The organism is Pirellulales bacterium (assembly GCA_035533075.1).
GTDB lineage: Bacteria > Planctomycetota > Planctomycetia > Pirellulales > JAICIG01 > DASSFG01.
The window spans coordinates 43030-65479 of record DATLUO010000068.1 but is presented as its reverse complement, the minus strand read 5'-3'; the positions used below and the strand labels follow the sequence as shown (position 1 = coordinate 65479).

The following is a 22450-nucleotide window of genomic DNA, read 5'->3' as shown; positions in this document are numbered from 1 at the left end:
GATCGTTGCCGCCATTGCGGCGGCCGTACGACGACACTAGGATGCGGGTTAGCGAGCGTGACGCTCTTACGATTGCCTCGCAATCGCTTGTTCCAGCGCGAGAGCCACGAGCTTGGAACGGCTCACTCGCCGCTTCTTGGCGAGCGCCGTGGCCCGCTTTAGCAATCCCTTTTCGAGGCTCACTGAAATGCGCTGATGTCCTTGCCCGACTTTCGGACGGCCCAGCGTCTTGACGCGCTTCCACTGTTTGCGTTCCTCGGCAGTCAGTGGGCGCGATTGATCCGCGGCCAGAGGTTCGTCGAACTGTTTCGTTGCCGCCGCCAGTTCGCCCGCCGTCATCTCCCAGTATTTTTCTTCATCCAACGAAACCGCATAATTGTTATGCAAGAAAATCGACCCTTTGTCAATGTAGCACAGTGAGCGAGCTTGGGAGCGCCGGCCCACCATGAGCGCTGTGGTGGGCCGGCACTCGCAAGCTCGCTGGTCCCACCCTACGGATTGGACTGTCCCAATCGATGCGTAAAGACCACTTCCGTCGGCAGGTGTTCTTCGGCCAATGTCACGAGATGCTCGTGATGGGTGAAGAACACCACCTGCGTGCGCTGCGAAAGGTCGGCCAACACCTTCAGCGTGGCCAGCGAACGCCGGTTGTCGAAGTTGATGAGAATGTCGTCGACCACCAGCGGCACGGGATCGTGCTCGTCGAGATACGTCTCCAGGCTCGCCAAGCGCAACGCCAGGTAAAGCTGGTCGGCCGTGCCGTCGCTCATGCCGTCGACCGTCACCGTGCGGCCGTCACGGGCACGAATGCCCACCAATACCGCCTCGTCGCGATCGTCGTAGTCTGCCCGCAGGCCGGAGAACGAGCCGACCGTCAACTCGGCAAACAACCGGCTGGCCCGCTGCAAAACCGGCCCCTGGTTCTTCTCGCGATAGCGCTCGATCGCCTCGCGGAGCACGGCCGAGGCCAAACGCAGCCGGACATAGCTCTCGACGTCGCCGGCAATCGTCGCCGCCAGACTCTGCGCCAACTCCTCCGCCTCGGCCGCCGCCGCGCTGGTGTCCATGTCGGCCATCTCCTTGCCGTGGAGCGCCGCGGCATTCGACAGCTCGATCCGCCGCGCATCGAGCGACGACACGCGCTCGCCCAATTGCTGAATCTTGTCGGGCAAACCGTCCGGCTCAATACAGGCGATCTCGGCCAAAAAATCGGCCAGTGGCACGCCACCGCTGGAAACGACAAGCTGCTCGTACAGGTCTCGCTGCTGCGCGTGCAACTTCTTGGCCCGCGCCGAGCGCGCCTCCAGATCCGGCAGGCGGTCGGCCGAGTCGCAATTCGCCTCTTGGCACAGCGATGCCAGCTCCGCACGCGACAGGGCCGCGATTTGCTTCGCGTCGGCCAGCGCCGCCGCGTGTTTCTGGCGTTGCTTGCGCAGCGTCTCCAAACGTCCGCGGTCTTCCGTCGCCCGGCGGTAGTCGGCCAGCACCGCGTCGGCCGCCTGGTCGGCACTCATGCGACCGAACAATTCCGCTTTGCCGAGGCTTTCCAGCAACGATCGGGTCTGGCACCCGAATTCCTCCGCCTCACGGGCAATGCCCTCGATCCGCTGGCGAAAGCGGTCCGCGTCGGTGAGTTGATCAAACAGCGCGTCGAGCTGGGCCAGCACCTCGTTGGCCTGGGCCGGCGTGGCGTCGGCCGACAAGCCCAAGGCCGCCACGGCCGAAGACCAGCGTGCCGTCCAGGCCGACAGCTCGCGCTCGGCGGCGGCGGCTTTTGGGCGCTCGGCTTCGAGCTGCCGTCCCAGCGTCGCCGCTTCGTCCGTCAAGCGAGCATGGCGCGCGGCCGCCGCGTCGATCTGCTCGGCCAGAAGCTGCCCGCGTTCGAGCTGGGCCGCCAGCGTTTCGCCCGGTTGCGCCGTCGGCTCATTCAACGCGGCCAGGGCTCGATCGAGTTCCTGCCGGCACTTGGCCGTACGCGAATCGAACGCGTCGACGTCGGTCTTCTGCTTGCGAATCTTCTCGGCCTGCTCGAGCAAACTTTGTTGCCGCCGCTGCCAGCCGCGCATTTCGCGGGGCGACTGCGGCTCGATGCCCAACGGCCGCCAAAGCGATTGCCACTCGGCGGCCACGGCCTCGCGCGCCTCAACCGCCATCTCCTTCGCCGTTGCGATCTTCGATAGCTCATCGAGGCACGCCTGCCGCTGCGCCGCCAGTGTGGCCCGCGCGGCCACGCGATCGGCCTCGTGGCGCAGCCGATCGGCGATCTCGTCGGTCTGCCGGAGCGATTGGTCGAACGCATCGGCCAGACCGTCCGGCCCGACGTTGCGGCCCGCGAATAAACCGGCCTCGGCCGAATCGAGGCTGCCTTCCAGCCAGGCACGCCGGACGAGACGCCATCCTTCGTCTCGGCGTTGCCGGGCATCGTCGAGGGCCGCTTCGCTGGGCGGAACGCCCTGTTCGGTCACCTGCCGCATCTGGCGATCGAACTGATCGCGACTGGCTTCGAGCTTCGCGGTTTGTTCAGCCAGGGCGGTCACCTGGCGGTCCGTTTCGGCCAGTCGGGTCTCGTAGGCGTCGATCGTCTCGACGGACGGCACGGCCAGCGTCTCCAAGACTTCGAGCGTTCCGCGCCACAGGTTGAGTCGAGACAGCGCCCCCGCTGCCTGAGTTTCGAGCCTGGACAGCTCGGCACTCGCCTCAGCCCGCTCTTCTTCGATGCGGCTCTCGCTCTGCGCCCGACGCAGCACGCTTTTGAGCAGATCGGCGTTGCGTGGCGGCGGCAGCCCGGCCAACTCGTCGGTGGTGGCCGCCAGCCGCTGGCCGAGCGAGGCGACGTTCTCGCGCGCCTGCTGGCACTGAGTGGTGAGCGTTCCGTGCTTGTTCCCAAGGTTCTGAATCTCGACGCGTTGCTGCCGCGTGAGGCGCAGTCGTTCGACGTCGGCCAACGTCAGGTCGGGCCGCAACTGCTTGAGCGAGCGGCGCGCGTCCGACTCGACCTGCTCGCGGCCGGCCACCAGCCCGCCCGCGTCGTGCTGCGCCTTGCGATAGCTCCCCAGGTCTTTGGCAAGCTGCTCGATGGCCTCTCCGCGGGCCAGGAGAACTTCGGGCACGACCAGCTTTTCGATTTGTCCGTCGAGCTCGGCGATCGCTTCGGCGGCGGACCGTGCGGCGCTGGAGGCGGTGGCCACCCGCGTGGCGGTTTCGCGGCGTCGCTCGGCAAAGCCATCGGCCAGAATCTGTACGGGACCCAGCTCGGCGATTTCGGCCGTGGCGGCGCTATAGCGGGCGGCGAGCGGAATCGCCTGATGGAGACGCGTCAGCCGGGCGTGCTCGATGCGGGCCTGTTCCCATTCCTGCTCGGTCTTGGCCAATTGCTCGCGCGTCTCGCGGCAGGCCTTATCAAGCCGTTCCCATTCGCTGCTGGGCAGTTGGGCGGCGGTCACGGCTTTTCGGGCGGCTTGCCAATCGGTCAGTTGTGCGTTGATGCGCGGGTTCTTCGCTCGGGCGGCGGGGCTGAACAGGTCGGCGGCTTCCTTTTCGAGCTGGTCCTGCACGCACTTGAGGTTGGCGATTCCCGATCCGGCGGCGAACAGCACTTGGCTGAGGCTACCTTTGCCTTCGACGATTTCGCGTCCGCCGCGGACGAGCGTGGCATGATCGAGGCCGAACATGGTCTCGAAGGTTTCGCGGTCGAGGCGACCCAGGTACTTGCCCAGGGCGCCGTATTCGACGACGGTATTGTCGTCAGGCCCGCGGAGGTCGTTTTTGGCGGCCTTGCGGCGAAGGATTTCGAGCCGGCCGCCGTCGCCGTTGGCCAGCACTCCGCCGATCCGCAGGTTGCCGTAGGGATGAACGAAATCGTCGGTGGTCCGCTGCGGGATGCCGTACAGGAGCTGCTTCAGGGCGCGCAGCGCGGAGCTTTTACCCGCCTCATTGGGGCCATAGACGAGGTGCAGACCGCACTGGCCGGCGCTCAGGTCGAGCGCCTCCTCCGTGAACGGCCCGAAAGCCTTGAGATCGAGTCGTGCGATTTTCATCCGAATCAGTGGACAGGGCCGGGATCGAACCGGCGACACACGGATTTTCAGTCCGTTGCTCTACCAACTGAGCTACCTGTCCAAGTGCCCTGGTTTCTAGGGCTTATCGACCATTGCCCAAAGTAACCGACAAAAAGACGGCAAGCAAGAGTACGCCCCCGAGGCCGCGGCAGACGAAGCGGGCGGACGTTCATGCTGCTCGGGGAGCATCAAACAGGGCGCAAAAAAAATGCTGAAGCGAAGGCACAAAGATGTCGGCGCTCCGGCGAACCGGATTTTGTGGCTTCGCCACGCCCTGACGCCCCAGTCGCGATCGACATCTCGGCTGGTACTTGGGCAAGTGCTCTATATCGCTTCAGCAACAAAACTATACCGCGCGGCGCGAGACCGGTCAAATTTTTTACCGGCCAACCAGACCGCCTGGGCAGGCGGACTAACGACGCTTCAGAATGGCTTCCAGCCGATCGAGGAACTCTTGCTGGTCAGGGTGGATGCGCTGTCGGGCCTCTTCGAAGGGCACAAACTCCGCACAATCGACTTCCCACGAAGCGCAACGCGGCGCGGCGCCGTCCGGAGCCGCTCCGGCAAAGCAATGCACCCGCTTGCGGCTTTTTTTGTACACGATGGAGCCCATCGCGACCAACTCGCCGCAAGTCACACCGGTTTCTTCGATCACTTCGCGTCGCGCGGCGGCTTCGAGCTCTTCTTGCGGCTCCGGCAAGCCCTTGGGAATGCTCCACGGCGCGCGGCGGTTGTAGTTGCCGGATGGATGGACGAGCAGCACTTCCCAGCCGTGCTTGCCCAATCGGTATAAAAGTGCGCCGGCGGACTCAACCATACAACATCCGTTTCAGCGGTGGCTGGCTCGCCAGGCCAGGATGGCTTGGGCATCGATCGCGCTGTCGCTCTCGCGCAACTGCTTGAGCTGGGCGAGCCGATCGGCCGGGGCGATGCGGAGCAGCTCGCGCACGGTCAACGGCGGTTCGCTGCCGTCGTTGCGGGCCGCGACGACTTCGGCCAGATAAATGGTGCGGTCGCCGCCGTCGAGCCGGGCTTCAACGCGGCAATCGAGCCAGCCCAGCGCTTCACTTAAGAGCGGCGATCCCGTCACGCCGTCGTCAATCGCATAGCCCGCAAGCTTGTCACGGTCGCGTCCCGAACCGATGCCAAAGTTCCAGACCCAGTCGAGCTGGCGGGCGGAAATGAGGTGCAGGCCAAAAGCGTCGCTGGCCTCGATCAACCGCCACGTGTGGTGTTGCTTCGCCACGGCCAGCAGTGCGCGGGGCAACGAATCGACCAGCGAAGCATTGCCGACGAACGTCGCCACCAGGCCGCCCCGCCGCCGGCCATCGAAGGACGTGACGACCCAAAGCTCCCGATCGGTACGGCTGAAAAGCTGACTTGCCGCGGAAATGTCCATGGTTCCCGTTATTTTACCGGAATTGCTGTCTGTTGGCATCATGGTTGCATTCATGCGGGCGAAGTTATTTTTTCGCCGCTTCCGTGAAATCCGCGGCCGAATTACTTCTATGGGGCCAACGCGAGGCGTATAATGAGAGCGGCAAATCTCCGTTCATCGCACGTTCCATTTACTTCAGGAGTCCCAGGCATGGCCACGGTCCAACATGAAATGGCCGTCGGAGTTTTCGACAAAGTTCGCATGGCGCAGCAGGCGGTCGAGGAACTGCGCGAGGCGGGTTTTATGGAACAGCAAATCGGGCTGGTAGCACGCAGCGTGGAGGTGACGCAGATTCCCGCGGAACCTTCGAAGCACGACGAAAAGGTCTCCGAGGGCGCGTTGGGAGGCATTCTGACTGGCGCGGGATTAGGGGGCCTGTGGGCCATCGGCATCGAGGTGGAGTTGCTGCCCGCTTTGGGCGAACTGATTCTGGGAGGCTTTCTCAGCACCTTGTTCGCCGGCGCGATCGCGGGAGCCGCGGCCGGCGGGATTGTCGGGGCGCTGATTGCGGTCGGGATGAGCCGCCACGAAGCCGAACACTACGAAGAAGCCGTCAAGGCCGGCCGCATCGTGGTGACCGTACGCTCCGACGACCGCTATGACCAGGCGATCGACATCCTGCACGCCAACGGCGCCGAGATCCAATCGGGCGGACCGCTGATTTAGTGCGGCGTCTGCCGTGTCAGCCTCCTCAAGGGCCGCCCGGACCGCATCAACTACACTTCACGCGGCCGAGAATGAGACATTGGCGGTGGCTGGGGCAGAGTCTGGCCAGGTTGGAGGCTGGCACTTCGTTCATCTCGGCGGCCAGACGATGCCCCGGTGCGTCCAACCGGGGCATCGCTTGGCCGCCATGCCGTTGATGGGCGCCAGCCGCTATCTGGCCAAGCTCTGCCCCAGCCAGCGCTTTTGCTCGCGGAAAAATGTCTCATTCTCGGCCGCGTGAAGTATATCTCGGACAGCCGAGAGATCGCTTGGTGCCCTTTGTGTTCATTGTGGTTCGAGAAATTGCTCACACGGCATCATTTCGTCCGCAGCGCCACGCTGGTATCCTGCTCGACTTCGATCAACCGATCAATTTCCGCGCCCCGCACTTCCTGCCGCGTGCCATCGGGCCAGCGGACTGTGAGACGCTCGACCTTCGTCGCAGCGCCCAGGCCGATCGTCACGGGCAACTCGACCTGCGAGAGATAGCTGCGAGTCGGCATCACTGGCCGCACGAGCGTCTCGCCGGCCACCTCGGCCTCGATCCAGGCGCCGATGGCGTCGTGGTTGGCCCGCGTGCCGCGAAGCTTCATGCGCAGCCAGTGATGCGAAAGCGACTGGTCGTTGCGCAACAGCCGAGGCTGGCTGTTGATAGCCGTGATCAACACGTCCAAATCGCCGTCGCCGTCGATGTCGGCATACGTCGCCCCGCGGCCCACCAGCGGCCGGGAGAAATCGTCGCCGCAGTTGGCTTCTGGCACGAGCATGAATTCCGAATCGGCTTCGCTGCCGCAATTCCAGAACATGTGCGGCGGCTGCTCGTAATGCTGGCTCTGCTGGACTTTCTGAATGTCTTCTTCCAGGTGGCCGTTGGCCGTAAGCACGTCGAGCCGGCGGTCGAGATCGTAATCGAAGAAGAACAACCCGAACTTCAGGTTCAAGCGTGAGGGCGGTCCCAGACCGGTGGCCACCGCTTCGTCGATGAACATCGGCATTTCGCTGGGCACGACCTCGCCCTGCGTCACGTAGAGGGCCGTCGGCTCGTTCGAGAAATTGCCGATGGCGATGCCCAGCGTGCGGCTGTTGCGAAAACAGGCGCAGTCGATGCCCATCGCGCCGCGGGCTTTGCCGTCGGGGTCGAAGGCCACGCCCGCGATCGCGCCCCGTTCGCGAAACGTGCCGTTGCGCTGGTTGTGAAACAGGAGGTTCTGCACCGTGTCGTTGGCCACCACCAGGTCGATCCAGCCGTCGCCGTCGAGATCGACCGGGGCCACTCCCAGCGATTTGGCCAGCGGCACGCCCGTGTCTTTGTTCGTCACCTGCACGCCTGAGGCGGACGAAACGTCGCTGAATTTGCCTTGGCCGTCGTTACGATAGAGATACGGGAACGATCCCTCGAACACGTCAGGGCGGCAGTAAGCCCGGCCCTCGCCTTTGAGCGTGCAGCTCAGCCCCAGGTCGATCTCTTTGCTCCACCGCACGTAGTTGGCTACGAACAGGTCGAGATCGCCGTCGTTGTCGAAATCGAACCAGCCGCAGCTCGTGCTCCACGATTCGCCTTCGCCGGCCACGCCGGCCTGCCCGGTGACTTCGCGAAACGTCCCCTTCTCGTTATGGAACAGCCGGTTTGGGCCGACGGCGGAAAGGAACACATCGACCCAGCCATCGTTGTCGTAATCGCCCACGGCGACGCCCATGCCGTAAAGACTCACGCCCAGCCCCGACTCGGCCGTCACGTCGTCGAAATGGCCGCGGCCGTCGTTCCGATACAGGGCGGAAGTGGGCGAGGCCGCACCGGCCGGCTCATGCCCCGGCCAATAGGTCGAGTTGATCAGCAGCAAGTCCGGGTCGCCGTCGTTGTCGTAATCGAAGAACGCGCAGCCGCCGCCCATCGTTTCGGGCAGCAGCTTGTCGCCATAGGCGCCGTTGACGTGGACGAACGCGATGCCCGACTCGCTGGTGACGTCAGTGAAATGGACTTGCGGAATGGCGACCGCGGCCGATTTGCGCACATTGGCCACGACCAGCTCTTTTTCGGCCGCGGCGAGGGGCGCGGACTTGCGCGTCCAATAATAGTAGGCGCCGGCTCCGGCCGCGACGGCGAGCACAATGACTGCCAATGACCAGCGGAACGCGCGGCCGATAACCGCGTCGTCGCGTTCCAACTCGTCGTGATCGAGGTCCGGACCAGTCACGTTACGTTCGTCAGTCATTCGGGTTCTCCGTAGGGTGGTGCAAGGAATACACGACCACCGATTCGGCGGCGTGATTGGCCGCCGGATACTTTTGGCGGGCCAGCGCCATCGCCCGGTCGCCGGCGTTGTCGTCGGACTTGTACCGCAGGTGCAGCTTGTGATGCTCTTCCGATTTTTGCTTCTCGCCGAGCTGGGCGTAAAGGTGCTGCAGGTTGAAATGCGCGGCCACGTTCTCGCTGTCGAGCGTGAGCGTCTTTTCGAACTCTCCGACCGCTTGCCGCAGATACGCCTCTCGCTGGGCCTGCCGTTTGGGGCCGTGCGATTGCTTGGCCAGGTCGAACAGCGTTTGCCCCAGCAGGTTGATCACCTCATAGTCGAGGCTGAAGTCGAAATTGCGGTCGATCATCTCCTGCGTTTTCTCTTCCAACACGCTACGAAAATTCCTTTCGGCCTCGACCAAGTGGCCTTGCTGGCGATTGATCTGCCCGCTCAGCCAGTTCATGGTCCAGCTCGGTGCGGGTGGACTGGTGAATTCGGCCGCCCGTTTCAGGGCGTCGACGGCCTCGTCGAGCCGCCCTTCGGTGAAGTACACGCGGGCCAGGTTGAGCGGCCCGTCGTAGCGGCCCAGTTCCTCCACGCGATTGAACGCCTCTTCGGCCTGCTTCAGCTCGCCCTTGGCCCCGCCCTGTCCTTCCAACAATAGGCCGATGCCGTAATCGTTCCAGCGCTGCCAGGGGTCGATCTTTGACTCGACGATCTGCGTTTTCGCCTCGACGCCTTCCACCGGCAGCGTCACGCGATCGACCGCCAGCGTCGTCACCGGCAAATCGTTGCGGAACGGCTGGCCCGGCGTGTAGCCGCGAATCGGATTGTCGCCCGGCTTGGCCGACTTGGTGATGTAATCCAGGTACCGCTGGTCGAACTTGCGGTATTGCAGCTTCATCTCGATCGTCACCGGCCGCGTCAGGTCGTCGGGCAACCGCAGCTCATAATGCACCACTTGCCCGGCGCCCGGCGGAATCTGGTGGTTGTAAAGCGGCACAAAGATGTCTTGCGGGTTGCGGCGGTCGATGCGGTTGCCGTCGCGGTCGAGCATGAACACGTTGACGAAGTGCGACCAGGGATCGACTTCGCCGTCGTCGCCGATGCCGCCGTTGCGGCCGATCACGCGGTCGCCGCTGGTCACCGCGACATCGACCCAGACTTCGTTGGAATCGACCGTGCCCTGGGTAAAAAGATGCCCGACCTTGAGCGTGCGGATCACCGTTTCCAGCAGGTAACGCCGGCCCGGTTTGAGCGTGGGCAGCTTGGGCCGCAAGGGCGCGATCAGCTTGCCGTCGATGCCGCCGCCTTCGCGCACGCCGAAAATATCGACCCGCATCACGCCTTCCAAAAACTTCCGCTCGGCGGCCATCGCCGCTGGGGCATTGTTGAACCAAGCCAGGGCCGTGTTGGCCGCCGGAAAGAAATGGCTGTGGATGCTCAGCTCCGTGGCGTCGCCGAACAGCTTCGCCCCGAAGTCGTTCGACTTCTCCAGCGGCATGTGGCACTGGGAGCAGTTGGTCTTGGCCTTGTCGGGATAATAGAAGCTCTTCGCACCATGCCCCGACACGCCGCTGAGCAGGTACGGATCGTAATGGTTCTGCCCGCGGAGAAAATCTTTGTAGTGCGTCACGTCTTTCGGCAGGTTCACCTTGTGGCAGGTCGAGCAGAACTCGGCCGTCTTGTGAAAATCTTTCAAGAACGTCTTCTTGTGGAACGACGGCTTGGCCTTGATGAGCTGGTTGTTGATGTATTGCAGCACGGCGTTGTCGCTGAAGGCGAACGGGTAATGGATCGGCTCCTCGATGGTGTAGTCGGCATTGCCGATCGTGCTGTCGACGTTGGTGATAGCGTGGCAGGCGGTGCAGGTGATGCCGGCCTGCGAGGTGGGGTCTTTCACCACGTCGAACTTCGGATCGTCGAAAGCGCCGCTGAAGAACGGAACCGGATCGTGGCAACCCGCGCACCAACGCGAGGCTTGCACGCTGCCGTCGCGCTTCAGCGCCACCTCGCGCGTCTCGCGCACGCTGGCCAGGTAGGCCGGGTTGTTGAATGAGCTGAGGTGGTGTGCGCTGTGGAACCAGCCCTGGAAGGCGTCTTGATGGCACTTCAGGCAGTAATTGTCCATCATCAGCGTTTTGGCAGGGATGAAGTTGCCCGTGGCCGTGATGGCCTCGGAGGGCTTGAAGTATTTCTCGCCGTCTTTGGGTCCGGCCACGTTCCACTTGCGCGGGTCTTGGGCGTGCAGCGCGACCATGGCCAGCACGACCACGCCCACCACGCCGGAGTAGGCGAAGCCGACTTTCCACTTGATGCGCGGGCCGGCCAGGCGGTGCAGCCAGTAGAGCCAGCCGGCGGCCAACGGGCAGGCCACGTGCAGCCAGTAAACCAGCCAGCGCGTTTGCGGCTGCTTCAGCTCGAACAGGCCGGCGACGCGGGTCAGCAGCACGCCGGTGACGAGCACCAGAATCGAGACGGCGAACAAGGCGTAGCCCACGCGCACCGCGCGGCGATTGCGGCGGCTCCACGAATTGAGCATGTGGATCAAGCCGAAGGCGATGAAGGGGGCGATGAGAACGAAGCCGAGAATGAGGTGCCCCAGAAACATGTATTGATAGAAGTAGTTCTGATACGTGCGGCCGGTGAGGGCTTCCAGGGCGGTGATGCTGGCCAGGTAGCCCGAGTTGGCGCCGAGCAGCGCCAGCAAGGCGAACACCAGATAGAGCAGCTTGCGCAGTCGCGGACCGACTGCGCGGACATATTTTTTTGGCGCCGGCCGTGGTTCCGGCGGCGCGGTTGAAGCGGTGGTCATAGCAACGATGAGGGATAGTGGGATGAGGGATGAGGGATGAGGGATAAGGGATCAACGACGCCGTTTGGCGCGGCCCCGAAGGCTGGTATAAAGCTGAGGAGGAACGATTGCACGCGGGCGTAGGGTGGAAAAAGCGAGCTTGCGAGCTCCGGCCTACCATCGTTCTGCGTCAGGCACCAGGCACCAAGTAGTTTGTCCTGACGCCTGAAACCCGAGGCCTCAACTCGGTGGGCCGGCGCTCGCAAGCCCGCTGGTCCCACCTTACGATGTTTTAGCCATGGGGCCGAGGAGGGTGCTCGATGGGAAGATGATGACCGTCGAGCGGCTTGAGCGTGCGATCGGCCATAAACCAGGCCGTTGCGAGTGCTGGCCGGTCAGAGGTGCTGATCCCGCAGGCACGCTCGATCGTTCGTAGCGTGACAAGACCGCGCGAAGGAGCGGTCGGCGCGGGGGTCTGCCTCTGACAGTTCGGCCCTCGGCATCGGGTCATAGGCGCTAAAGGCGTATGCGAATCGGACGGGGAGGCGAAGTGTCCGTCCACGGTCGTGCCGTGCCTGCCTACCATGACATAGTCACCGCACGACGCATCCACCTGGGATGGCCCGGCCAAGCACAAAGCCACGGCAAAACAGAGCCACGCCGCTCGCCGAGCGGATACAGACAACCTCAGAGCAAGTAACCGCGGCGTAGCAATCACGCTTCGTCGCTCGCGAATAAGACAAACAATGCCGAAATGCAGCGGCAACCTACAGGCTGCCAGGGTTTCATTTTACGACGCCCCATGCGCAGCGTCAAACGGCCGTTTCCTCGCCGATCTACGGCGGCGAGGCCGGCGACGAAGCACCTGCTTGTGGCAGGTCAGGCGGTTCCGGCAAAGTTTGTCAGTTCAACCAACTTCTCCCAATGCACAGGCATTTTCGACCGATTGCCATACAAGGTACGACCTTGTTCTTTTCAGAGGCCCCGACGACGATGAAGCTCTCCGCTCTTTGCTGCGCCGTTTTGGTGACGATGGCCCTGCGAACCAGCGCCGCCGAACAGTACGAACCGCAAACCGCTGATGAGATAAGCAATGAGACCGTTGCCGCGCCGTCGGCTGACGCCGCCACCGCGCCGTCGGGCACTCCCGCCAAAGTGACCGAAAGCGCACCCTATACTCCCTATCCGGCCGGACTTTCCTGGGTTCTCACGCCCCAGTCGTTTCGCGTCCGCTGGATGGATCGCTTCTACTATCCGCCTTCGACCTACGTGCGCCGATGCCCCTACTATCCCCGTGGATATTATTGGGGAGCGAACTGGCGTTTCAACGTGGTGGGTCGCGGCAACCTGTTGTTTTTCGGGCCGTTTCGCTACAACCCTTATCTAACGGCGGCCAAGGCCAGCCACCACCCCGAGTTGCGCGGACAACGCCGCTACGCCCCGCCTCCCGAACCGGTGGGCCAAGCCATGCTGCTCGGCTCCGCCGGCCCGCAGGCCCCCGCGTTGCCGCCGACTTTGGCCGAGAACGAGAAGCCGGAGACAAGCCAAAAGGTCGAAGCGCAAGTCGCCACGGTCCGCCGGGCGCCCGAGCGCCATCTGGCCCAACAGACCACCAGTCGGCGGACCAGGCCACCAAGGGCCGAGAACTCGCGTTGACGCCGAGAGCGGGCCGTTCGATACTCTGGCCCGATCTTCCCGCTCACGCGACCAGTGCATCGAGCATTGATGGACCCGAAGAAGTTGTCGTCCCGGCGCAGCCGCGCCGCCTTGTATTGGGCGGGCGTGACGCTCGTCGCCGTCCAAGCAATCCTGGCGGCGACGATCGAGTTTAGTCCTGCGGTCCGCGACCCGGAGTTTGGTGCCAAGCTCAGTCGCCTCAAGGAGCAGTTGGCCGCGCGACCCCGAGCACCCTTGCTCTTGGTCCTCGGCAGCTCGCGGTCGGCCAGTGGCATTTGTCCCGCGGATATTCTGACGGGAGGCTCGTCGGATGCGCCGCTCGTGTTCAACCTGGCGTTGACCGGCTATGGACCGATTCAACAGTTGCAACTCCTCGACCGTATTCACCAGCAGCGGATTTCGCCCCGCTGGATTTTGGCCGAGATACATCCGTTGCTGCTGCATCAGGAGCCGGGGGAATGGGGCGAAGAGCAGTGGATGCGGCCCGACAGCCTCGATCGGCACGATTTGGCGGTGGTCGGCGGCTATCTCTCGCAGCCGCGGAAATGGCTGCGGCAGTGGGCGCGCTTGCGGCTGGCGCCGGCGTTTTGCTACCGCTTTCAGCTCTTGAACTGGCTATCTCCCGGCTGGCTCGACACCCGCCTGCGACAAGACGGCGCCTGGCGCGAGCTCGACGCCTGCGGTTGGCTGCCGCTGGTCTGCGAGACGGACAGGGAGTCGACCGAGCGGCGGCGTGAAGAGGCCCGGCGTCAATATGCCCCGGCCCTGTGGGACTTTCGCATCACGGCCACCGCCGACCGGGCATTACGCGAGTTCGTCGAGGTGGCCCGGCGCCGCGGCATTCGCCTTGGATTTTATCTGATGCCCGAAGGCGAGGCGTTTCGGAGCTGGTACACGCCGGAAGCTCGCCAGCAAATCGAATCGTATCTGGACCGCTTTGAACGTGAGGAGCGCGTGCCGGTCTTCGACGCCACGACGTGGTGTCGCGACGCCGATTTTTCGGACAGCCATCACTTGCTGTCTCACGCCAGCCCTGGCTTTTCGCGGCGCTTTGGCGAAGAAATCGTGCGGCCATTTCTCGCGCTGTCGCAGGTCGCAGGCCCTGTCGGCGACGAGTTAGCCAGGCCGCCACGGGCAGGCGGCAGGCGTTGACCCCGGTTCGCCGCCGCGCAGGTCCGGCCTCGTTGCCTGGCATTCCCCCGGCGCGCCCAACCGCGCGAGCAGGTTGATCGATGCCCCATGAATTCGGCGACAAAAGTGTCGTTGCTCGGCTGGGCCTTTCGACCAGGGCAGGAACGACCGTGGTTTGCACGAAAAGAAGCCGAGAAGAACGTTGCCCTGATGTCGAGGAATCCGTCTCCTAGCGCGCGCCGCGACGTTGTGTGTTGGCTGGTGATACCTTTATTGCATCGGTGACGAGAAGATGGGCCCGCATCAGGATTGACCCGGAATCCGTTGCGTGTAGGGTAAGACAAGCGAGCTTGCGAGCGCCGGCCCACCAATGCGGGCGATGGTGGACTGACGCTCGTTCCACTCGCTTGTCCCACCCTACCTTCGTGACGCGGCGGCTTTTCCGACAAAGCCTACAGGAACGCTCGATCTTTAAAGCGCCGATGGCATGACCAATAACTCTGCTCTCCGCGTGGTTATCGTCGGCGGCGGCTTCGGCGGGCTGTACGCCGCGAAGGCCATGCCTGCGGCCCTGCGCGTCACGTTGATCGACCTCCGCAATTTTCATCTGTTTCAACCGCTGCTCTATCAGGTGGCCACCGGCGAACTGTCGCCCGCCAACGTGGCAGTCCCGCTGCGGAGCCTGCTGCGGCGTAGACCGCATGCGCAGGTCTTGCTGGCCGAGGTCGTCGATTTCGACATCGCTGCGCGGCAAATCATCCTCGCCGATGGCCGCGTCGAATACGACTCGCTCGTCGTGGCGGCCGGGATGAAGTTCAACTATTTCGGGCACGACGACTGGCGGCCGTTGGCGCCCGGCTTAAAAACGATTGAAGACGCCACCACGATTCGCGCTCGGCTCCTGACTGCCTTCGAGATGGCCGAACGCAGCAACGACCCGGCCGCGCGGCGGCGCTGGCTGACTTTTGTCATCGTCGGCGGCGGTGCGACGGGCGTCGAACTGGCCGGCGCTCTGGCCGAGTTGGCGCGATACACATTGCGGCATGACTTTCGATCCATCAACCCCGCCGACGCCCGCATTCTGCTGGTCGAAGGACGCAATCGCTTGCTGGAAGCGTTTCCCGACGATCTTTCCAGCCGCACTCAGAGCACGTTGGAAACGCTGGGCGTCACCGTTTACACGGGCGCGATCGTCACCGACGTTCGTTCACAGGAGGTTTCGGTCGAGCGCGGCGGTGCGACGGAAGTGATTCCGACGGGGAACGTTCTTTGGACGGCGGGCGTTCGCACCACGCCGCTGGCCGATCGACTGGCTGCGGCGACCGGCGCCGCGACCGATCGACTGGGACGGCTGGTCGTCGAGCCCGATCTGACGCTTGCCGGACATCCGGAGATTTTCGTCATCGGCGACATGGCGCATTTCGCCCATCAAGGCGGCCAACCGCTGCCGGGCGTGGCGCCGGTGGCCATGCAGCAAGGCCGCTATGTGGCGAAGGTGCTTGCTCGTCGCACGGCTGGAAAGCCATCGCCGCCGTTCCATTATCACGATCGGGGGAACATGGCCGTGATCGGTCGATCGGCGGCGGTAGCCGATCTTTACTGCTGCCACTTGGCGGGCTTCTTTGCCTGGATGGCCTGGCTCTTCATTCACCTGCTCTACCTGGCGCAGTTTCAGAACCGTCTGCTCGTGCTCATTCAATGGGCCTGGAACTATTTCACCTGGAACCGCTCCGCCCGACTGATCACCGAGCCGCCCAAGACGCGCGAAGAGCGTTGATGCTTGTTGAATGCTGCGGGCCGAACGCGACTGAGTGGCTCAGGCTGCTACCGGCGAGCAGGCACGGGCTCCTCCAAGAGCTGCACGATTGCCCGCTCAAGGTCGCCGCGCCAGAGGCCGGCAAGACGTACTTTGCCCGAACGATCGATCAAGAACAGGGTGGGATAGTGCGGCACCTTCCACGCCTCGACGGTCGCGTCATCGACATCGGCGGCCATCGGCCACACGATCGACTCTTGCTTGACGTAATCGGGCAAGGTGTCGGCGAAGCGCGTCGTGTGGATACCGACAATCAACAAGCCTTTGTCGGCGTATTTCGCGTGCAACTGCTTGAGTTTGGGCGTCAAAGCGCGGCACGGGCCGCACCAGGTGCCCCAGAAGTCGACCAGCACCACTTTGCCCTCAAGTTGCTTGAGATCGAGGCCCTTCTCGCCGGCATTCAACCAGCCCTCTACGCTGAGCGCCGGCGGCGGCTTGTCTTCCATCGCTTCGAGGACGGCGCGGTCTTCGGCATCGCGACGAATCTTGTCTTTGTCGCTCGAAACGACCTCCTCGCCTCCGTTGGCCGTGGTGCGACGCTCGGCGCCATACCGCAAATTCGGCAGTCTGCGCGCAAGCTCTTCCAGTCCGGCATCGGTGATGTCGGCCGAGGCCACCCATAATCTTTGCAACTCACCAAGGCGTGCCAGGTGCATTAGTCCTTCGTCGGTAAAGCGGCCTTCAATTCCAAGGAATTCCAGGTGCGGCAAGAGCGACAAGTGCTCGAGGCCCACGTCGGTTATGGCGCCGTCCGAGACTTGCAGCCACTTCAGGCGCTTGAGTCCCGCCAGTAATGACGCCCCGTCGTCGTCAACAGGAATTGAAACGTCAAGCCTTTCGAGGTTGACCAGCCCGGCAAGGTCTTTGAGATCGCCGCTGACGAACGAGCCGCCCTCGATCCTCAGATCGTTGATTTGAGCCAGCTTGCCGAGCTCGCGCAGGTGCGGCCGAGGCTGATTGGCGGGTTTTTGATCGTTGGCCTCGACGGACAGCGTCGAAAGCTTCGACGCATCGCGCAAATACCTGAAGCCATCACCGGTGACTCGCGTCCGCAAGAGCACAAGATCTTCAAGGTTCGGCAAGCCGGCGATGCTCTGCAACATGGCGTCGGTAATCGGACAGCCTTGAAACCACAGCTTTTTGAGCGACTTCATCTTCGCGATGTCGCCGGCGCTGGCATCGGTAACGTGGCCGTTGAGCAAAAGCTGCTCCAAATGTGGTAGCGCGGCCAGCAGGGCGACGCCCTTGTCGCCGAAGTGAAACCACCCGCTTAGCGCTCGCAGCGACTTGAGCCGCGCGAGATGCTCCGCGCCGACATCGGTGATGCGGCCTTTGATGTAGTAGAGCCGCAGATCCTCGAGGCTTTCGAGTGGTTCGAGATGGGCGAGATCGGCCTCGCCGATATCGTTGTGGTCGAGGAACAGCCTTTTGAGCTTCTTGAGGTCTTTGAGCCGCGCCAGCCCTGCGCCGGTGATTTTCGTGCTCATCAGGTCGAGCGTCGTCAGATGCACGAGCTGGCCGACCGTTTTCAGAGCTTCGTCGGTGACGCCCTCGTTATCGCCTAACCACAAAATTTCCAACTGCGGCAGTTTCGCCAGGTGGACCAGCCCCGCGTCGCTGATCTCGGTGTCTTCGACTCGCAAATGGATCAGTGATTGACACGCGACGAGCTCGGCCAGCCCCGCGTCGCCGACCTTCGTGCCGTTCAGCTCAAGATGGGTCAGCGAGCGGCAGTTGGCGAGCTCGGCCAGGCCCGAGCCGGTCACCTTCGTCGACCATAGACCGAGCCTTCGCAGCTTGGGCAGCCTCGCCAGCACGCGCACGGCGCCGTCGCCCGCGCCGGAGCCTTCTCGGCCTTCCCCAAATGCTCCCAGATCGATTTCTTCGAGCTTCGTTAGCCGCTCGAAACCTTTGAAACCGGCATCGCTGATCGGGGTCCCATCCAATTCGAGGGCGCGCAAGCCCGTAAGCCGCGCGACGTGGCGCAGTCGCTCGTCGCTGACGTCGGTGCCGCGCAGATTAAGCAGTTGGATGTCATCGGGCTGCAGGTCGTCGAGCCAGGCCAAGTCGCTCGACGCGGCTTTTACCACGTCGAGCCGCACCTGCGCCTCGGCGGGCACGCGCACCGTCCTGCGGGTCTTGCCGATCGGCTTCCACCCCTGGTCATGCTTGGCGTAAAGAAACGGTTTTCCATCCGGCATCCGCCAGTACACGGTTCCGACTGCGCGATCGGCGGGAAACTTTAACGTCCGCCGCGAGGAACCATTCCCACGAGCGGGATCTTGTCGACTCGGCGCGCGAGGCTTCTCCGGCGGCAGCTTGAGGATGTCGTCGCTGATATCGACGCGGGCGCCCGCTTCGGGCACATCGCGCTTCGCGGTCCAAAGAATCGCGTTGACGATGGCGCGGCGGAACGGCTCGCGCTCGAAGTTGCTGTAAAAATGGCCGAGCGTCGTACCATACGCGCGCCCGCCGTCCGGCCGCTCGTAGGCCCAACTCACGACCACGTCTTGCCCCTTGGTCGTCACTTGCAAGAGCGGCCGGGCAGCCTTCGAGATCGTCGGATTGAGGTAATACTCGTCGTGCAGCTCATAGCCGGACCAGCCGCGGCAAATTGGGTGCTCAGGCATGAGCTGCTTCAACTCGGCCGTATCGGTGCTCAGGCCGACGTTGCTGACCCAGGTGCCGCCGAGATAACTGAGCCAACGCTCGCCCAGGCGGTCGAAGTCTTGCTGCATGACCGACGAAGCCCAATGGATCGTGACCAGGCCGACGCCCGCTTTCATCATGCGGTCGACCCGCTCGCGCTGCGGCCCATCGAGCAGCAGCTCGGCCGCGGGGCTGGTGTAAACGACGATCGTTTTCACGTCGCGCAAGTCGTCCTCGTTTTTCGGCCAGCCATCGGAGACGCTGGCCTGAAGGCCATTCAGCCGCAAACACTCGGCCAGCATGCGGCACGTGTGCAGATACATGTGGCTGCCGTAGGGATGATCGGGCTGCTTGCCGATCGATAGCGCCTTGCCACGATCATTGGCATCCGCCGCGGGCGATGCTGGCGCCCCGACAACGACGACGAACAACGCCAGAGAAAAAACGGCAATGGCTTTCATGGTTCTCTTCCCGCAGACGGACGGTGACATTCTGGCTAGCGTAGCCGCAACGTGGTCTACCGGCAACGCGCCATTCTTACACCGCTAAATCGCCGAACTGTGTTTGGCCGCCGCCCTCGGCAGCAGAAGGTCACAGGTCATCCCACGGCCAAAGCGGGCGGGGGATGTTCCGATAAGGATAGTTCCAGAAGTCGGCCGGGGCGCAGCCGGGAGCGCGGACCACGATGATCCGCTTTGCCCGATCGGCGTAGGCCGCCCGGAAGCCGCAGGGGCTTTTGGCCACCACCACGCTGGCCGCGAAGGGGTCGAAGCCGGCCGAACGGAAGAATTCGGGCGCGAAGTGCGGCCCGCTCTTCGACGTCACGAACACCAACACGTCGCCGCACCGCAAGACCGCAGACGGCCCCATGTCGACCGGCAAATTCTTGGCGAGATGGCCCGACAGAACGAACTCGGCCCGGAACAGCCGTTCGATTCGGGCGTCGATTTCCACCGGCTGTGAGAACCGCGCGTCGCGCACACCGCCGATCGCGGCCCGCAGCGGGGCGCCTTCGCCCAGGGCGGTTGCCCGCTCGACAATCTCCGGCGCGACGAGCGGAACCAGAGCGCCGTGGGGCCAGTCGTACGTCAACAATTCCTTGAACACCCACGTGCTGTCGCCCGGAGCGCCGGACGTCGTGGCGTCGGCACTGTCGCTCAATACGACCAGCCCGTCGCCAGCTTCGTGGGCCTCGCGCACGGCCTGCTCGACCGGCACCAGCTCGGGCAAATAGTCTCGCCGCCGCTGCCAGAGTTCTTCGGCCAAGTCTCGGCAGGCCACCTCGCCTGGAGTGTCGCAGACTTCGTGAGAAGTCATGTTTTCAGTGCGTGAAATTCCGCCACGCGGCGGGATGGCGTGAGTGGCGTCGGCCACCACCACAACCGATGAGCCCAATTCGGGCACGTCGAGCCAAGGCTGCACCGTGGCCAGCCCGGCCGCCAAGATGCCGGGCGTCCGTTCCAGCGCCTGAAGCCGCTCGCGAAAGCCGTAGCTGACGCTGGCCGGATCCTGCGTGTTGGCCCGTTCGGCCGGCACGACCATGGACAGCTTCTGGAAGGCGGTCACGGGCCGGGCACCCTCGATGAGGATTCGCCTCAGCAGCCGGGCCCCGCGCTGGCCGGTTTCGAACACGTCGATGTGCGGCGCGGTGTGAAACAGCACCAGCGCGTCCGCCGCGTCGACCATCTTCCGCGTTACGTTGGCGTGCAGGTCGAGCGTGGCGACCAAGGGGACGGCGCCGAGGAGCTGCCTCACCGCTTGCAGGACTTCGCCCTCGACATCCGGGTGTCGGTCGGCCACCATCGCTCCGTGCAAGGCCAGCAGGACGCCGTCGACCGGCATCGCCCGACAAACTGCCGAAGTGAATTCCGACAGGATCCAATCGAACGTTTCCGCGGTGACGACCCCGCCAGGCCAGGCGGGCAAACGGACCAGCCCCACAATTTCCGGCCGCTCGGGCCAGGCCCGCAACGACTGGATGAAGCCGCCCAGCTCGTTCGTGTCGGCCATCTGCTCGATGAGCGCGTCGCCGTGCAGTACGCCGAACTGGTCGAAGTCGGCCCGCGTCGTCGGCAGCGGGTTGAAGGTGTTGGTCTCTTGCCAGAGTTGTCCGACGGCGATTCGCATGAGGGATGAGAGATGAGGGATTACGTTTGCATCTTGGCAATTGCTTGACCTAACCTCCGTAAGGCTTCATCGACGTCGTCCAGCGTCATCGCGGCGCAAAAGCCGTGATGGCAGGGCGCGCCGCCATAGTCGTGAAAGTACACGCCTTCCTCGATCGCCGCCCTGACGAAAGCCAGCATTAGGTCGCGTCGATGTGCGAGCAAGTCGCGGTAGGTTTGGGGCTGCTCGATGCCGAAATAAATGCCGAACCGTGCTCCCAGGCCATACACGCGTCCCGGCACGCCATGCCGCGCGAAGAGTTCGTTTAAGCCGTCCATGAGCCGTTTGCCGAGGGCGTGGATGTGAACGTAAAAGCCGGCTTCGCGGTAGCGGGCCAGCGCAGCCAGGCCGGCGGCCACCGGCACGGGATGCCCGCTGTAGGTGCCGCTGTGCTGGCAGTCGCCTTGCGGCATCAGCCGGTCCATGATGTCGCGGCGGCCGCCGAAGGCGCTGAGCGGAAAACCGCCGCCCACCGCCTTGCCCAAGGTACACAGGTCGGGCGTCACGCCCAGATATTCCTGTGCCCCGCCCGCGGCCATGCGGAACGAACTGAGCACCTCGTCGAAAATCAAGAGAATGCCGTGCTGGCGGGTCAAACCGCGCAGGGCGGCCACAAAGTCGGCTGTGGGGACGATGCAGCCCGCGTTGTACCACACCGGTTCGCAGATCACGGCGGCCAACTCGTGGGCGTGCCGCCGGATAATCCGTTCCAGCAATTCCGGCCGGTTGTAAGGGGCGAGCACGAGTTGTTCTTCGATGCCGTGCGTGATGCCCGTTGAGGCGGGAAACGCGGTCGGCGCCTCTTCCGGGCCGAGCCGATCGGCGGGCGTGCCCAGGGCGAACATCACCTGGTCGTGGTAGCCGTGAAAGTTGCCTTCGAACTTCAACAGCTTGGGCCGGCCGGTAAAAGCCCGCGCCAGCCGGATGCAGTGCATCGTGGCCTCGGTGCCCGAACCGGTGAATCGCACGCGCTGGCAGCAAGGCACCGTTTCACAAATCAGGCGGGCCAGTTCGGCGTGCAACTCGTTTTCATAGGAGCACGCCGCTCCGCGCGCCAAGACGGCATCGACGGCGGCCCTGACCTGCGGGTCGCCGTGGCCCAGGAGCGTGGCGCCGTGGCTGGTGCATAAATCGAGGTAGTCGCGGCCGTCGAGGTCCCACAGTCGGCACCCCTCGGCCCGGTCGAAATACATCGGCCGTCCCAATGCCCGATTGACCCGGATCGACGCCGACACTCCGCCCGCCAGGTACTGCCGCGCGGTCTCAAATTGCTGCTCGGTGCGCATGAGGGCCATTGTGCCGCGGCGCGTAGAGCGTGGCTAGTGGCTGGCTTAATTTTTCGAAAAGTAGGTGAATTGGGCTGGCGCGCTTCACCTCGGGGCGCGTCTTCTGCCGAAATAATCTGTACGCGAGCAGCGACTCCCGCGACCCTCGATTCTCCCGCTTTCCTGTATCAAGATGCAACGCCCACTGGAAACGACAACTCAAGAGTTGGTTCCCACCGAAACCAAGATTCCGCCCACCGCTTCGCCGGCCGCCGACCTGACCGACAAGAAATGGCAGATCGACCGCGGGGCGGGCGTGCCCTCCCCGGTCATTCGCACGAACATGATCTCGTTGCGGCGTTCCTACCAGGGACGCGTGAAAGTGGCCTTTTTTGAGCGGGACTAGGCCGCATTTTGCCGCCAATTGCTAAAGTCGGCCCCCTTCGGCGGCCGATCTCGCTCCCCTGCCGCTCGTTTAGCGTCATCGCCGCCGGCGCGCTGATAGGCTTGTGGTAGG

Annotated in this window: 14 protein-coding genes and 1 tRNA gene; 5 read left to right on the top strand and 10 right to left on the bottom strand. The window is 63.9% G+C overall.

All coding sequences use genetic code 11. The features are described from left to right. Positions 1-66 precede the first annotated feature (66 nt). The 5 genes from VNH11_09235 to VNH11_09215 form a co-directional block, all read right to left on the bottom strand. Positions 67-447, bottom strand: coding sequence for a hypothetical protein (locus VNH11_09235; protein ID HVA46544.1), 381 nt, complete (start codon positions 445-447; stop codon positions 67-69). Between the two features lie 44 nt (positions 448-491). After that, positions 492-4037 carry an AAA family ATPase gene (locus VNH11_09230; GenBank protein HVA46543.1) on the bottom strand — a complete coding sequence of 1182 codons (3546 nt, stop codon included), beginning with the start codon at positions 4035-4037 and terminating at the stop codon, positions 492-494. 9 nt (positions 4038-4046) lie between these two features. After that, positions 4047-4119 (bottom strand) — tRNA-Phe (locus tag VNH11_09225). A 351-nt stretch (positions 4120-4470) separates the two neighbouring features. Next, positions 4471-4875: an NUDIX domain-containing protein gene (locus VNH11_09220; protein HVA46542.1), complete on the bottom strand. Its 405-nt coding sequence runs from the start codon at positions 4873-4875 to the stop codon at positions 4471-4473. A 12-nt stretch (positions 4876-4887) separates the two neighbouring features. Then, positions 4888-5457: a flavin reductase family protein gene (locus VNH11_09215; protein ID HVA46541.1), complete on the bottom strand. Its 570-nt coding sequence runs from the start codon at positions 5455-5457 to the stop codon at positions 4888-4890. Positions 5458-5646: 189 nt separating this feature from the next. Here VNH11_09215 and VNH11_09210 point away from each other — a divergent pair, with 189 nt between their 5' ends. Further along, positions 5647-6162: a hypothetical protein gene (locus VNH11_09210; protein HVA46540.1), complete on the top strand. Its 516-nt coding sequence runs from the start codon at positions 5647-5649 to the stop codon at positions 6160-6162. A 356-nt stretch (positions 6163-6518) separates the two neighbouring features. On the opposite strand, the gene VNH11_09205 is transcribed toward VNH11_09210, so the two are convergent. Together VNH11_09205 and VNH11_09200 are read right to left on the bottom strand one after the other, a co-directional pair. Beyond that, a complete protein-coding gene (locus tag VNH11_09205) occupies positions 6519-8414 on the bottom strand; it encodes a CRTAC1 family protein (GenBank protein HVA46539.1) in 1896 nt (631 codons plus the stop codon). Beyond that, entirely contained in the window at positions 8407-11250 is a 2844-nt protein-coding gene (locus VNH11_09200; GenBank protein ID HVA46538.1) for a multiheme c-type cytochrome, read from the bottom strand. The genes VNH11_09205 and VNH11_09200 overlap by 8 nt, the downstream gene beginning before the upstream one ends. 972 nt (positions 11251-12222) lie before the next feature. Here VNH11_09200 and VNH11_09195 point away from each other — a divergent pair. The 3 genes from VNH11_09195 (at position 12223) to VNH11_09185 (ending at position 15814) form a co-directional block, all read left to right on the top strand. Then, positions 12223-12885, top strand: a complete 663-nt coding sequence (locus tag VNH11_09195) for a hypothetical protein (GenBank protein HVA46537.1) — start codon at positions 12223-12225, stop codon at positions 12883-12885. Between the two features lie 69 nt (positions 12886-12954). Beyond that, complete coding sequence (locus tag VNH11_09190) at positions 12955-14058, top strand: hypothetical protein (GenBank protein HVA46536.1); 1104 nt, start codon at positions 12955-12957, stop codon at positions 14056-14058. Positions 14059-14524: 466 nt separating this feature from the next. After that, positions 14525-15814 carry an NAD(P)/FAD-dependent oxidoreductase gene (locus VNH11_09185; GenBank protein ID HVA46535.1) on the top strand — a complete coding sequence of 430 codons (1290 nt, stop codon included), beginning with the start codon at positions 14525-14527 and terminating at the stop codon, positions 15812-15814. Between the two features lie 47 nt (positions 15815-15861). Here VNH11_09185 and VNH11_09180 read toward each other — a convergent pair whose 3' ends face one another. The 3 genes from VNH11_09180 to VNH11_09170 all read right to left on the bottom strand — a co-directional run bounded on the left by VNH11_09180 (position 15862) and on the right by VNH11_09170 (position 21963). After that, the gene (locus VNH11_09180; protein ID HVA46534.1) at positions 15862-18963 is read right to left on the bottom strand and encodes a ThuA domain-containing protein; all 3102 of its coding nucleotides are present in this window, start codon (positions 18961-18963) and stop codon (positions 15862-15864) included. Positions 18964-19093: 130 nt separating this feature from the next. Then, a complete protein-coding gene (locus VNH11_09175; protein ID HVA46533.1) occupies positions 19094-20629 on the bottom strand; it encodes a M81 family metallopeptidase in 1536 nt (511 codons plus the stop codon). A 20-nt stretch (positions 20630-20649) separates the two neighbouring features. Continuing rightward, positions 20650-21963, bottom strand: a complete 1314-nt coding sequence (locus tag VNH11_09170) for a glutamate-1-semialdehyde 2,1-aminomutase (GenBank protein ID HVA46532.1) — start codon at positions 21961-21963, stop codon at positions 20650-20652. A gap of 163 nt (positions 21964-22126) precedes the next feature. On the opposite strand from VNH11_09170, the gene VNH11_09165 reads away from it, so the two are divergent. Then, entirely contained in the window at positions 22127-22339 is a 213-nt protein-coding gene (locus VNH11_09165; protein HVA46531.1) for a hypothetical protein, read from the top strand. Positions 22340-22450: the final 111 nt, after the last annotated feature.

Excerpts from the sequence above, each read along its gene's own strand:
- VNH11_09235 (HVA46544.1), bottom strand. The coding sequence starts at position 447 with ATGGTGGGCCGGCGCTCCCAAGCTCGCTCACTGTGCTACATTGACAAA.
- VNH11_09230 (HVA46543.1), bottom strand. The coding sequence starts at position 4,037 with ATGAAAATCGCACGACTCGATCTCAAGGCTTTCGGGCCGTTCACGGAG.
- VNH11_09220 (HVA46542.1), bottom strand. The coding sequence starts at position 4,875 with ATGGTTGAGTCCGCCGGCGCACTTTTATACCGATTGGGCAAGCACGGC.
- VNH11_09215 (HVA46541.1), bottom strand. The coding sequence starts at position 5,457 with ATGGACATTTCCGCGGCAAGTCAGCTTTTCAGCCGTACCGATCGGGAG.
- VNH11_09210 (HVA46540.1), top strand. The coding sequence starts at position 5,647 with ATGGCCACGGTCCAACATGAAATGGCCGTCGGAGTTTTCGACAAAGTT.
- VNH11_09205 (HVA46539.1), bottom strand. The coding sequence starts at position 8,414 with ATGACTGACGAACGTAACGTGACTGGTCCGGACCTCGATCACGACGAG.
- VNH11_09200 (HVA46538.1), bottom strand. The coding sequence starts at position 11,250 with ATGACCACCGCTTCAACCGCGCCGCCGGAACCACGGCCGGCGCCAAAA.
- VNH11_09195 (HVA46537.1), top strand. The coding sequence starts at position 12,223 with ATGAAGCTCTCCGCTCTTTGCTGCGCCGTTTTGGTGACGATGGCCCTG.
- VNH11_09190 (HVA46536.1), top strand. The coding sequence starts at position 12,955 with ATGGACCCGAAGAAGTTGTCGTCCCGGCGCAGCCGCGCCGCCTTGTAT.
- VNH11_09185 (HVA46535.1), top strand. The coding sequence starts at position 14,525 with ATGACCAATAACTCTGCTCTCCGCGTGGTTATCGTCGGCGGCGGCTTC.
- VNH11_09180 (HVA46534.1), bottom strand. The coding sequence starts at position 18,963 with ATGAAAGCCATTGCCGTTTTTTCTCTGGCGTTGTTCGTCGTCGTTGTC.
- VNH11_09175 (HVA46533.1), bottom strand. The coding sequence starts at position 20,629 with ATGCGAATCGCCGTCGGACAACTCTGGCAAGAGACCAACACCTTCAAC.
- VNH11_09170 (HVA46532.1), bottom strand. The coding sequence starts at position 21,963 with ATGGCCCTCATGCGCACCGAGCAGCAATTTGAGACCGCGCGGCAGTAC.
- VNH11_09165 (HVA46531.1), top strand. The coding sequence starts at position 22,127 with ATGCAACGCCCACTGGAAACGACAACTCAAGAGTTGGTTCCCACCGAA.